This is a genomic window from Flavobacterium sp. F52, assembly GCF_000278705.1.
GTDB lineage: Bacteria > Bacteroidota > Bacteroidia > Flavobacteriales > Flavobacteriaceae > Flavobacterium > Flavobacterium anhuiense.
In genome coordinates this window covers 241,607-254,304 of sequence record NZ_AKZQ01000034.1, presented here as the reverse complement: position 1 = coordinate 254,304, position 12,698 = coordinate 241,607, and the positions used below count along the sequence as shown (strand labels likewise).

Below are 12,698 nucleotides of genomic sequence, written 5' to 3'. Positions count from 1 at the left end.
TATGTGTTGAAATGATTTTTCTTACAATTGCATTGAAAATAAGCTTAATTTTTCACTTTTTAGAAGATAAAATAGTTTCTTACAACAAAGCATTAAAAAACATTAAATGATGCAATTAAAAAAAACAGCTTTAATGCTTATTCTATTTTTAAGCATTGGAATTCATGCTCAAACAACCTACAAAAGATGGCCCGACATTATTCGTAAGAGTGATGCTGCTTGGTTTGCAACAGCTGATGCAAAAAGAATAGCCGAAAACGTATTGCTCTACCAAAGAGATATTGGAGGCTGGCCAAAGAATATTCAGATGCAGGATGAACTGAGCGAAAAGCAGAAAAAAGAGGTAATGGCACTCAAAAAAACGGCCGTAGAAACGACAACAGACAACGGAGCAACTTGTCAGGAAATGCTTTTTATGTCTAGAATGTACGCACAGGTAAAAGACGAACGCTACCGAGAATCTTTCTTAAAAGGATTAAATTATTTGCTTGAAGCGCAGTATGCAAATGGAGGATGGCCTCAGTTTTATCCGTTAAAAAAAGGCTATTATACTCATATTACCTACAATGATGATTCGATGGTGAATATTATGAATGTCATAAAAGCTGTAGCAGATGAATCGGATTATTACAGTATAAAACCATCAAAAGAAGTTGTAGAAAAGTGCAAAAAAGCATTTGATAAAGGAATCGACTGCATCTTAAAAACACAATACAAGCAAAACGGAGTTTTAACCGCATGGTGCGCTCAGCATGACGAAGTTACATTGGCTCCCGCAAATGCTAGAGCTTTTGAATTGGCTTCGCTTAGCGGTTACGAATCGGCAAAAATAGTATTGCTTTTAATGTCGATTGATAAACCTTCGAGAGAAATGGTAACCGCTGTAAAAAGTGCTGTGGAGTGGTTTGAAAAGACTAAAATCACCAATTTAGAAGAAAAAAGAGTCCTAAGTGACGCTGGAAAAATTATAGATAAAAAAATGATTCCAACAGCCAATGCCAAACCCATTTGGGCAAGGTTTATGGATTTGGAAACCAATGAACCTTTCTTTTGCGACCGCGACGGAATCAAGAAAAAATCATTAGATCAAATAGGAGCAGAAAGAAGAAATGGCTATTCTTGGTATACAGACGCACCGCAGGAAGTATTGAAAAAATTTCCAGAATGGGCAGTTAAAAACGGCACTAAAGTAGGCGCTTCCGAAAAGAAAAATGTAAACTATATTACCGTAGCACAAGACGGTTCAGGCGATTACACCAAAATTCAGGATGCCGTTTATGCAACTCCTGCTTTTCCGTATGAGAAAGTGACAATATTTGTAAAAAACGGAACCTATAACGAGAAAGTCCGAATTCCAGAATGGAATACCAACGTGGTTTTGCAAGGCGAAAGCAAAGAAAACACCATCATTACCTTTGATGATAATTTTTCTAAAATTGCTCTAGGAAGAAACAGCACCTTTTATACCTACACGCTTTTGGTTGAAGGAGACGATTTTTCGGCATCAAACCTAACCATAAAAAATACTTCGGGAGAACGCGGACAGGCTATTGCATTGTCGGTTACAGCAAATCGCGCCAAAATAACAAACTGCAATCTGCTTGGAAATCAAGACACTTTATACCTATCAGGAAAAGAAGCCAAACAGTATTTTAAAGACTGTTATATCGAAGGGACAACCGATTTTATCTTTGGAGGCGCGACAGCTTTGTTTGAGAATTGTACCATTCACAGCATCAAAAGTTCGTATATCACAGCTGCTTCAACTCCAAAAGGAACGCCGTTTGGATTCGTTTTTAAGAATTGTAAACTCACAGCAAATCCAGAAGCAAAAGAGGTTTATTTAGGAAGACCATGGCGCATTTATGCCAAAACGGTTTTTATTAATTGTGAAATGGGCAGCCAAATTAAGCCAGAAGGCTGGGAAAATTGGTCGAAACCCGAAGCAGAAAAAAACGCCTTTTATGCCGAATACAATTGCACAGGCGAAGGTTTTCAGCCAGCAAAAAGAGTAAAATGGTCACATCAGCTTTCTAAAAAAGAAGCGGCGCAATATTCTATTGAGAACATTCTTAAGGATAAGGTTGGAGCGTGGTATTTTTAGTATTCAGTCGCAGTCTCAGTTTACAGCGCAAACTGTAATGCTATGTGGTTAATTTTTTAACGCAAAGCACACAAAGATACGCAAAGAACACAAAGTTTTTGTAAAGGAGACAAAGTTCGCAAAGATTTTCACGTAGAGACGCGATTTTTTACCGCAAAATTTTATTTTAACACAATGTACACAAAGAATACGCAAAGTTCACAAAGATTTGATAAAGAAGACAAAGGACACAAAGCATCGACAAAGCTCTGTGTCCTTTGACAAAGTAAATAAAGAAAAAAACTTAGCGACCTTTGCGGTATAAGAAAAGAAAAAATAAATCTGCATAATCTGCTAAATCTGCGAGATTAAAATTTTCACGCAGATTTAAAAAAGATCAAAGCAGATTAAAAAGATTATTTAGAATTAAATCTGCGTCTATTTGCTAAAATCAGCAAAATCTGCGTGAAACAAAAAAATAATATTTAAAAAATGAATCTAAAATATCTGTTCTTAATGCTCGTTTCTAGTGTCTGTTTTGCACAAAACGCAGATTTTCCGTCAGCAAAAGTCGATTCTATTGTAAAGAACATAAAGCTTCCAGAAATTCCTTCTTTTCAAATCAATATCTTAAAATTAGGAGCAAAGGGAGATTCTGTTTCAGACAATAAAAAGGCTTTTGATAAAGCGATGGCATTGTGTAAAAAGAACAATGGCGGAACTATTATTGTTCCAAAAGGAATCTATAAAATAAACGGACCAATTCATTTTGTAAGCAATGTCAATTTGAAGCTGGAAAAAGGTGCAAAAATAAAGTTCAGCGACAATCCAGAAGACTATCTGCCAATGGTTTTAACAAGTTGGGAAGGAACGATGCTGTATAATTACAGTCCGCTTATTTATGCTAACAACTGCACCAATATTGCCATTTCTGGCGAAGGAACTATTGATGGAGAAGGAGGAAAGACGTGGAAAACCTTTAAAGCAAAAGAAAACGAAGGCAAAAACCGTAGCCGTGACATGAATCATAACAACACTCCATTAAGCGAAAGAAAATTTGGAGAAGGCTACTTTTTAAGACCGCAGATGATTCAGTTTTTAAACTGCAAAAATATTTTAGTCGAAAATATCAGAATCGAAAATTCGCCATTCTGGTGTCTGCATCTTCTGAAATCAGAAAGCATAACCATTCGCGGCATAAGTTATAAATCGCTAAACCATAACAACGACGGAATCGATCCCGAGTACGCAAAAGACGTTTTAATAGAAAATGTAACTTTTGATAACGGAGACGACAATGTTGCCATAAAAGCAGGAAGAGACCACGAAGGAAGAGCTAATACAGCCACGCCAAGCCAAAATATTATCATAAGAAACTGTAATTTTAAAGGACTGCACGGAGTCGTAATCGGCAGCGAAATGTCGGCTGGAGTTCAGAATGTATTTGTAGAAAACTGCAAAACGGCGGGATATTTAAAAAGAGGCATTTATTTAAAAACCAATGCCGATCGCGGCGGATATATCAAAAATATATTTGTTAGAAACATTCAATTAGATCAAGTAGAAGATTGCCTGTACATCACAGCAAATTATCACGGAGAAGGGAAAGGTTATCAATCGGATGTATCAAATGTATATTTCTCAAATATTACCTGTAACAAAGCATCAGAATCGGGAATTGTAATTCAAGGATTCGCAGATAAAAAAATCAAGAATATTTCATTAAAAAACATAGAAATAAAAGAAGCTAAAAATGCACTGTCAAACGAAAATGCAGAAAATGTCTTGATGACAGATGTTTTTATAGGCAAACGAGCAACAGTACCAACGGCAGTTTCGAAAAATTAGAGACAAAGTTACAAAGTAACAAAGAGACAAAGTTTTTAGTGCAAAGATTTTCACGTAGAGACGTACCGCAGTGCGTCTACTTTGCAGTTGATTTTTACCGCAAAGCACACAAAGAAAGCGCAAAGTTCGCAAAGTTTTTTTTGTAGAGACGCACCGCAGTGCGTCTACGCAAAGAATATTCGCAAAGCTTTGTCTTCTTAAAACTAAATCTTTGCGAACTTTGCGCTTTCTTTGCGCACTTTGCGGTTAAAAAAAACACGCAGCAGTAAAAAAAACTTTCGCAGTAAAAACAAAAACAAAAGAAAATGAAAAAATACATCATCCTAACATTCCTCATCACCACGGTATGTTTCGCACAAAAAACATCCCTGTATTGCATTGGCGACTCCACAATGGCCAATAAAAAAGACCCAGATAAAAATCCAGAACACGGCTGGGCGCAGGTATTGCAACCCTTTTTCAAGGAAAACGTAACCGTAATCAACAAAGCCGTAAACGGACGAAGCACTAGAAGCTTTATCAACGAAAAACGCTGGGATTCTATTTACAGCAAACTGAAAAAAGGAGACTATGTCTTTATAGAATTCGGACATAACGACCAGAAAATAGAAGACTCTGCGCGCTATACAAATCCGCATACAGCTTACAGATACAATCTGATTCGTTTTGTAAAAGAGAGCAGAGAAAAAGGCGCAATTCCGGTATTGCTAACCTCAATTAGCAGACGCAACTTTAACGAAAAAGGCGTTTTAGTGCCTACACATGGCGATTATCCTTTAGAAACCCGATTGGTGGCGCAAGAATATAAAGTGCCTTTTATCGATTTAGAATATCATACTGAATTATTAGAACAATCCTACGGACCGGACAAATCAAAACAACTGCATCTGCATTTTAAGGCGGGAGAGAATCTTTATTACGACAAAGACAAGGCCGATGATACCCATCTTTCTTTATTAGGAGCCACAAAAGTTGCTGAAATTGTGATTGCTCAAATTAAACTTTTAGATGATACTTCAGTTAAAAATTTAAAGAACGGGATTAAATAGTTGATTTATTAACAATTCACAATTAATGATTGTCATCTAGCTTTGTCTCCCTGAACGAAGTCGAAGGACATTTGCAAAATCCATTAAGTATGCTCAACTGGGTTTCCTTTGACTATGCTCAGGAAGACATAAAATAAGGATTTGGAGTTTGGACTCGAGCGATAGTGAACAGGCGAAGTATTTAAAAAAATGGAATTTTAAAATTTTGTCCTAAAATGCAATTTTTAAAACTTACAGGAGCAATTAAAATCTTTTACGAATAAGATATTTGCACGTGTAGATAATATTCTGGTTGTGAAATTCTCAGATTATTTTTTACATTTTTTACAAGCCATACGGAAGGAGGAAATTTATATTTCCTCCTTTTTTTTGTATAATTTCTAATTTAGATATCTTTTTTTTTGTGAAATATAATAAAGAGAGCAATTTTTAAAGAAATATTATTTTTGAAGATCATTGTCACTTATTGCCAATGATTCTAAGCCTTTTGGGATGTTTTTATATATGAAATGTTGCAAATAAAAATGTTTCATCTTATAAAATGAAACGTAATTTGTTGTTTATTAGTTTATTTTGTATACAATAACTTTTAATTTTATAAAAGTATAACAATCCACAAATTTAACTTCTAGATTATAGGTCTTAATCTAGTATTGAAGCCAACTTTATTTTTATTGCAAACCTTCAAATATAATTTTACTAATTTTTTTTGATTCTAGATGTTGAGTTTAAGAGGTTAAAAGTCTGGATTTCAAACCATAAATTTTTAAATCTATTTTATACACGCCCTTTTTAAATCTATTTTATACACCTTACTAAAGATATATTTCATTTTTTCGATGGTTCCAATATTCGGTATGACCATTTTTTGTTTGTTTATTTGTCTGATTACTAGATTAGTATGTGTTTTTTTTTGACTTTTTATGTCAGTGTGCATTAAAATTGTCCTAAACTGACATACTAAAACCTTTTACTGGTAATTTAAACAGTAAAATAGGGAGAATTTTGCAAAATATTCTCTAGTATAAATTTTATTTAAAACAAACAATTAAGAAAGATCTAATACAAGCACTTTGATAATTAAACATTTTATTTTTTGTGAATTATTGGATTTCTTTTAATTTAAAAAACGATTTATGAAAACAAAAATTACATTTATTTTGTTGTTATGGTTGTTTATGATAGGAGGTGTGGCATTTGCCCAAGTGCAGATAAATGCACCAACCACCTATCAGCCTGTAAGTCTTAGCCAAGGCGGAGCCCCCGGCACTTACAAGGTAGACATTGTCAACAATAATCCGGCAGTACTCAATGCGACATTTTCGTTGGCATTGCCTGCAGGGATGGAGTATGTGGCAGGAACCATAACGAGGAAGATTAACGCATAAATGGACGACAATTGAAAAAGCAATTCTGACTAAAAACTTTTTGTTTTTATATATAAAAGAGCAAAACAATTATATTATTTCTATTTCCAGAAAAGATTGTAGAAAAATGGAAGAGCTGTTGACTTTTGTTGAACAGAATGTCATACACATCATAAAAGTTTAAAATTAACCTTATAGTGTCAGTTTTATGGCATATTAGGGTTATTACTAATTTTTTACCGATGTAAGTTTGTAATATTTTTAAAAATAGGAGAGATGCAGAAGGAAAAAGTTTTAGTATTTGACAGCAAAGGGATTTTCTTAAGGATGTTCAAAAGAAGGTTTAAAGAAGAGTTCGATTTTGTGGAAAATTCTTTTTTTGACAAAACGGTAACCACAGAATCTGATCGGATTGTTTTTGTAATACATAATCATAACGAATTGCTTAATTTTCTGTCGCAGGAGAAAAGAGGATCAAACGTTTTGGTTTGCTTATTTAATTTACAGTTCTATAGAAGTTTATCGTTTTTGGAAGGAACAAATAATTTTATCTTGTTTGATGAATCAAAAACTAGAACTGAAATTTTAAAGGAATTAAAGGCCTTTTTTGATAATAAATTGGATTCTAATACAATTAAAAAAAGTTTATTACCGCCAAATGTTTCTTACCGAAAGTTTCAGGAATATTACAAGGCAATGTACTTTTTGATGTAATTTATTTTATTTTTTATATTTTTTCACTCGTACATTTAATAGAAATGGTACTTTCAAAGCGGGATAAAATGCTGTTTTTATCCTGCTTTTTCATTTTTTGATTAATTCTTAGAAAAACAGCTTTCTGCAAAACTAAATGTTGAAATAAAGTATTTTCAAATAATAACTGGCTTACTAAAAGTATTAATTTAAAAATACCTTTTTAGATCTTGCAGAAAAAGATGTAAAAGTGTGATTAAGCAATTTTAGATTTTGAAAATCTGAATATAGAGTCTATAAAAACTAAGATTAATAAAAGCATTATTGACGTATTTGTTATAAAAAATATGTACCTCAATAAAACTCTTATTGAGTAAATTTTCCTTTTTTGAGGATTTTTTACGCTCCAAAAATTAACAAATAGAAGAGGTATAAGCCATCTTTTTGAATAAAGTTACTTTTAATTTTATACTTTCTATGGAGTACTAAAACAGTTGTTATAAAAACACTTTTAAAGTAAGTGTTTGATTGTTAATGTGTTGTGTTTGCTGACATTTTAGAAAAAATGGAAGTCAATTTATTGTAAAGAAAATGAATGAAAAACTGCATTAAATTTAACAGCAAAATTGTTGTAACTATCACACAAACTTTTATTTTTGTGGCTTAATTTAACAATATATAAGCATGAAAGATTTATTAGTAAAAATCAACGCCGAAATTGAAACATTCAAAGCTGAAGCTGAATCTTTGACTGAAAAAGGAATTAAAGCTGCTGGACCAAGAGCACGTAAATCGACTTTGGAAATTGAAAAACTTTTAAAAGAGTTTAGAAAAGTTTCTATCGAAGAATCAAAAAAATAATACAACTAACCCCGCTATAAAGCGGGGTTTTTTATAACTCATAATGAAGGAAGGAAAAAAAACTTAGCATCTTAAAACCTTAGCAAGTTAGCGACTTAAAAAATCATATCCACTTTAGTTTCGTAGCAATTGAGCATGCCTCTGCCGTATTGTTAACTTTCATTTTTTCCAGAATATTTTGCCTATGGCGACTCACGGTATTGATGCTAATAAAAAGTAGAGCAGCTATTTCTTTGCTTTGCTTTCCTGCCTGAAGCATTTTAAGGATTTCTTTTTCTCTTGCAGAAAGGAAAAATTCATTCTCTTTTTCGTTTTGTTTTACAATATTTCCATTCGCCGTATTTAGAATCGCACCTTCGTATTGTAAAGCTAAAGAAAAATCAAAATTATAAAGGCAAAGCGCTAATTCTACATCTTCATAATCATTTGAAAAATAAAACATTTTGTGCTGCAAAGATTTTCCAGACGTTTTATCATTCATTCTTAATCTGCTGATTACGCAAAAATCTTTTCGCTCCTCTACAGGAATGGTTTTTATAAACTGAAAAAAATGAAGTTCTAAAAGATATTTTTGCAATACGTCATCAGCATTTAGTTTGCCAAAAAGTTCTTCTTCCCAAATACTCTCAATTTCCTGTACCTGATCTTTTTTAAAAATACCAAGTTCTTCGGAAATTTTTCCAGAATAAATATAACTTTTGTTATTATACAAATCGCTTAGGACAGCAATCCCGTTTTCTAAATCAGCAAATTTCTGTGCAATTTCCTGAAATGCTTTTAAATCCTGCATAGGCAAAGTGCCCGAGTTTTTTTGCTCTAAAAGCTGTTTGCTTAAATCATCTTTTATGTTTTTCATAAAAATGGTTATTTATCAGTATTGTCTTATGCTTTTATGGCGAATATATTTGTGGGATTATAGGACTGAAATATAATAAAAAATGGTATTTAAACTAATCATAAAATTCCTAATCATTTTATTCGACTTATTATCAAGCTCTTTTGCAAATGCCGTTCAATAGAGTTTGATGTAAAGCAGAAGTAATTCTTAATACTGAACCAAATCATGAAAAATCTTTTTTTAACTATTTCTTTTATAACTATCATTTCTGTTCAAGGACAGAATTCCACAATAAAAAGACTCGATGGGAGCACAATTTCGTCGGATAGTTTGACAGCCACAATTGAAAGTCTTATGGCTAAAGCCGACGTAAAAGGATTAGCCATATCAGTTTTTAATTCTAAAAAACCTATATACACCAAAACTTTTGGTGTTGGTAACGTCGAGGCTAAAAAGAAATTAGAACTGCAGACCAATCTTTACGGAGCTTCTTTGAGCAAAGCAGTATTTGCTGTTTTGGTTTTGAAATTGGTTGACGAAGGGCTAATAAGTTTAGATAAACCGCTTCAGGATTATCTTCCTAAACCTATATACGATTATGATTTTAAAGTTTGGCATGAAGATTTTAAGGAATTGAAATCGTATCCCGAATATAAAAAGATTACAGCCAGAATGTGTCTAGACCATACATCGGGATTGCCGAATTGGCGATGGTTTGAGCCGGATGAAAAACTGAAAATTAAGTTTGAGCCCGGAACCCGATATAGTTATTCGGGAGAAGGACTTACTTATCTTCAGGTGGTATTAGAAAAAATTACAGGAAGAACTTTAGAAGATTTGGCTCAAGAGAAAGTATTCAAACCGTTGGGAATGACTAATTCAAGTTATCGCTGGCAGGAAAAATTCGAAAAAGATTTTGCCTATGGATATGATAATGATGGAAAGATCCAGGAAAAAGACAAAGACAACGCGCCAAGAGGAGCGGGAACGCTAGAAACTACGATTGAGGATTATAGTAAGTTTATAACGGCTGTTTTAAACAAAAAAATACTTAGCGCTAAGTCATATAAAGAAATGTTCAGTCCGCAGATTCGTATTCGTTCCAAAAATCAGTTTGGACCAGGAGCGTTAGAAGACGGAAATTGGAATGATAAAACAGAGCTTTCGTATGGCCTAGGCTGGGGAATAGTAAAATCACCTTATGGATATGGTGCCTTTAAAGAAGGTCAGGGATCAGGGTTCCAAAATTATAGTATTGTATTTTCAGACAAAGGCATCGGTATGCTGATTATGTCTAACAGCTATAAAACAGGTGAAATAGTGAAATATTTACTGGAAACAGGAATAAAAGACACTTATACGCCATGGGAATGGGATCAGTACATTCCGTATGATAAAAAATAAGATGCTAAGGTTCTATGATGCTAAGACTCTAGATTAAAAAAACTTAGTATCTAAGCATTTTAGAACCTTAGTACCTTAAATAGAATTTCTATCAATAAAATTAAAGGGAACTTTTACCTGTGCTTTTTCTTTGTTCAGAATCATTCTCGCCGCTGTTTCTCCCATAATATTGAAATCGGTAGACATAACGGTAATACCCAATAATTCTTTTAGCGGAGTGTCGTTATAAGAAATCACGCCAATCTCTTTTCCTAAAACAAATTCTTCATCACGAATCTGCTTCATTAAATTCACTAGATCAGACTCTTCAATGGTGATAAATAAATCTCCTTTTTTAAGAATCATATCATCATAAACTTCACTTAAGATTTCAAAGTTAATTTCATGTTCCACACAGAACTTTCTAAATCCGTGTAAAATCCGTCTTGGATAAGGATAAACGGCTTTATCTGGGTATACTAGAATTAATCGTTTGTATTTTGCAATTTTAGAAAGACCTTCTTTTAAGGCATTATAAATATCATTTTCAAAATCCTGATAAATCTTAATGACATCGTCACCCGTTCCTAATTTGATATTATCTAAAATAACCAGTTTTTCTTGCGGAATTTTTTTTATGGCGCTTACCACATTATCAGTAAAACTTAAATGCCTTAATTCGTCTGTCTTAAAGTGCGTTGTAATGACATAATAATCGTAAGCTCCTTCAAACTTATCTAAGATATTCAAAAATAAAGTTTCGTCGCAGTGGTAAATTTGAAGATCAACATGAGCGTTGGCTCCTAGAGTATCAATAAATGAACTATAGGTTTTCATTTTGTAAGAACTCAATTTGTTGGTCAAAAACAAAATATTGACTTTAGATTCTAATTTTGTTCGAGTAATATAATAGCCTTTTCCTCTAATCGAAGAAATGATTTTTCTTTCTTTTAAAATGTTATAAGCTTTCTCAACAGTATCACGAGACATATAAAACTCTTCGCTGAAACTATTTATAGAAGGAATTTTTTGATTGATTTTTAAATTTCCGTTAGCGATGTTCTGAAGTATAGAGTCAACAATCTGCTTGTATTTAGGAACTCGAGAATCTTCATCTATTTTAATAAGTTTAATCATGTTCATTTTTCAGGAAATCTGTCTCGTATTTCAACGTGACTCTTTTTTAATTCTAAATAATTTAAAAAAATCTCTTCTATAAAAAGAATCTGTTAAGCAGAATCATTTTCATAATGAAAAAGAGAAATTGACAAGGCTTGTAATCTTTTTTTTATGATTTCTGAATTTTAACCCAAATGAAGAATTAATAATTACGAAATCGATTGCTAAAATAGCCATTTTAAATTTATTTACCCAATAATTGCAAGCCCTTATTTCTAATAATCCTTAGTTTTAACAAAAAATATGAAATCCGTAAAGGATAGTACAGGACAGTTTTCTTTTTGACATTCTCTTATTTTACAAAACCAAATACTAACAAACCTAACCTAAACCAAAAACAATAATATGGAATCATTATTAGGAATCATTTTTCATTCTATCGGAGGATTTTCTTCGGGTAGTTTTTATATGCCTTTTAAAAAAGTGAAAGATTGGGCTTGGGAAAGCTATTGGCTTGTGGGCGGATTTTTCTCTTGGCTGATTGTTCCGCCAATTGCAGCTTACCTAACGATTCCAAATTTTACTGAAATTATTGCAGCAGCTTCTCCATCAATAAAAACCTTCACTTTTACAATGGGTTTAATCTGGGGAATAGGCGGTTTAACTTATGGTTTGGGCGTTCGCTACTTAGGAATGTCTTTGGGAAACTCCATTACTTTAGGATTTTGTTCTGCATTTGGAGCTTTAGTTCCGTCAATTTATTATGATATCGTTCCGACTGAAGGGAAAATATCATTCTCTCATATGCTTTCTAATTCTGGCGGACAGCTGGTTTTAATAGGAGTTGTAGTGTATCTGATTGGAATTGCAATCTCAGGAAAAGCAGGAATGCTGAAAGAGAAAGATTTTGCCACTGGCCATGAAGATAAGGACAAAGACTTCAATTTAGTAAAAGGTCTTATTGTAGCCGTGATTTCAGGAATTTTAAGCTCATTCTTCAATTATGGAATTGAGGCAGGAAAATCAATGGCAGAACATGCTGTAATAAATGGCGCTAATCCGTTATTTCAAAATAACGTGACTTATGTTGTGCTGCTTTGGGGAGGACTTACAACCAACTTTATCTGGTGTCTTTATTTGAATTTTAAAAACAAATCAATTAAAAATTATACCGACAAATCTACTCCAATAACAAAAAACGTTTTGTTTTCTGCTCTTGCTGGAACCATGTGGTTTTTACAGTTTTTCTTTTACGGAATGGGAGAAAGCAAACTTGGAAATGGTGCCAGTTCATGGATTCTTCATATGGCAACCATCATTTTAACGGCAAATTTTTGGGGATTTTATTTGAAAGAATGGAAAGGAGTTTCTAAAAAAACATTAAGAACTTTTTTCTGGGGAATTGGGCTTATTATGCTTGCAATCGTTTTGGTAGGAATTGGTAACTCATTATAAAT

The 12,698-nt window shown here is 33.0% G+C and carries 10 protein-coding genes; 8 read left to right on the top strand and 2 right to left on the bottom strand.

What is annotated here, in order from left to right; all coding sequences use genetic code 11:
* Window positions 1–106: 106 nt before the first annotated feature.
* From pelA to FF52_RS17625, 6 genes are all read left to right on the top strand, one after another.
* Complete coding sequence (pelA, locus tag FF52_RS17650; RefSeq protein ID WP_035691829.1) at window positions 107–2,104, top strand: pectate lyase; 1,998 nt, start codon at window positions 107–109, stop codon at window positions 2,102–2,104.
* A 471-nt stretch (window positions 2,105–2,575) separates the two neighbouring features.
* Complete coding sequence (locus FF52_RS17645; RefSeq protein ID WP_008467647.1) at window positions 2,576–3,931, top strand: glycoside hydrolase family 28 protein; 1,356 nt, start codon at window positions 2,576–2,578, stop codon at window positions 3,929–3,931.
* Between the two features lie 305 nt (window positions 3,932–4,236).
* Window positions 4,237–4,980 carry a rhamnogalacturonan acetylesterase gene (locus FF52_RS17640; protein WP_035691826.1) on the top strand — a complete coding sequence of 248 codons (744 nt, stop codon included), beginning with the start codon at window positions 4,237–4,239 and terminating at the stop codon, window positions 4,978–4,980.
* Between the two features lie 1,136 nt (window positions 4,981–6,116).
* On the top strand, window positions 6,117–6,368 hold the full coding sequence (locus FF52_RS17635) for a hypothetical protein (RefSeq protein ID WP_008467643.1): 252 nt from the start codon (window positions 6,117–6,119) through the stop codon (window positions 6,366–6,368).
* A 255-nt stretch (window positions 6,369–6,623) separates the two neighbouring features.
* On the top strand, window positions 6,624–7,061 hold the full coding sequence (locus FF52_RS17630; RefSeq protein ID WP_008467641.1) for a hypothetical protein: 438 nt from the start codon (window positions 6,624–6,626) through the stop codon (window positions 7,059–7,061).
* 663 nt (window positions 7,062–7,724) lie between these two features.
* A complete protein-coding gene (locus FF52_RS17625) occupies window positions 7,725–7,901 on the top strand; it encodes a histone H1 (RefSeq protein ID WP_008467640.1) in 177 nt (58 codons plus the stop codon).
* Window positions 7,902–8,004: 103 nt separating this feature from the next.
* Here FF52_RS17625 and FF52_RS17620 read toward each other — a convergent pair whose 3' ends face one another.
* A complete protein-coding gene (locus FF52_RS17620; RefSeq protein ID WP_008467638.1) occupies window positions 8,005–8,757 on the bottom strand; it encodes a response regulator transcription factor in 753 nt (250 codons plus the stop codon).
* Window positions 8,758–8,964: 207 nt separating this feature from the next.
* On the opposite strand from FF52_RS17620, the gene FF52_RS17615 reads away from it, so the two are divergent.
* Entirely contained in the window at window positions 8,965–10,143 is a 1,179-nt protein-coding gene (locus tag FF52_RS17615) for a serine hydrolase domain-containing protein (protein WP_008467637.1), read from the top strand.
* A gap of 75 nt (window positions 10,144–10,218) precedes the next feature.
* Here FF52_RS17615 and FF52_RS17610 read toward each other — a convergent pair whose 3' ends face one another.
* Window positions 10,219–11,259 (bottom strand): GntR family transcriptional regulator, encoded by a 1,041-nt coding sequence (locus FF52_RS17610; RefSeq protein WP_008467635.1) that lies wholly within the window; start codon window positions 11,257–11,259, stop codon window positions 10,219–10,221.
* 387 nt (window positions 11,260–11,646) lie between these two features.
* On the opposite strand from FF52_RS17610, the gene rhaT reads away from it, so the two are divergent.
* Complete coding sequence (rhaT, locus tag FF52_RS17605) at window positions 11,647–12,696, top strand: L-rhamnose/proton symporter RhaT (RefSeq protein WP_008467632.1); 1,050 nt, start codon at window positions 11,647–11,649, stop codon at window positions 12,694–12,696.
* The last annotated feature ends 2 nt before the right edge of the window (window positions 12,697–12,698 follow it).

What these genes read in the sequence shown, in the direction of transcription:
- FF52_RS17620 (WP_008467638.1), bottom strand. Translation starts at nt 8,757, where the DNA reads ATGAAAAACATAAAAGATGATTTAAGCAAACAGCTTTTAGAGCAAAAA.
- pelA (WP_035691829.1), top strand. Translation starts at nt 107, where the DNA reads ATGATGCAATTAAAAAAAACAGCTTTAATGCTTATTCTATTTTTAAGC.
- FF52_RS17630 (WP_008467641.1), top strand. Translation starts at nt 6,624, where the DNA reads ATGCAGAAGGAAAAAGTTTTAGTATTTGACAGCAAAGGGATTTTCTTA.
- FF52_RS17645 (WP_008467647.1), top strand. Translation starts at nt 2,576, where the DNA reads ATGAATCTAAAATATCTGTTCTTAATGCTCGTTTCTAGTGTCTGTTTT.
- FF52_RS17615 (WP_008467637.1), top strand. Translation starts at nt 8,965, where the DNA reads ATGAAAAATCTTTTTTTAACTATTTCTTTTATAACTATCATTTCTGTT.
- FF52_RS17625 (WP_008467640.1), top strand. Translation starts at nt 7,725, where the DNA reads ATGAAAGATTTATTAGTAAAAATCAACGCCGAAATTGAAACATTCAAA.
- FF52_RS17640 (WP_035691826.1), top strand. Translation starts at nt 4,237, where the DNA reads ATGAAAAAATACATCATCCTAACATTCCTCATCACCACGGTATGTTTC.
- FF52_RS17635 (WP_008467643.1), top strand. Translation starts at nt 6,117, where the DNA reads ATGAAAACAAAAATTACATTTATTTTGTTGTTATGGTTGTTTATGATA.
- rhaT (WP_008467632.1), top strand. Translation starts at nt 11,647, where the DNA reads ATGGAATCATTATTAGGAATCATTTTTCATTCTATCGGAGGATTTTCT.
- FF52_RS17610 (WP_008467635.1), bottom strand. Translation starts at nt 11,259, where the DNA reads ATGATTAAACTTATTAAAATAGATGAAGATTCTCGAGTTCCTAAATAC.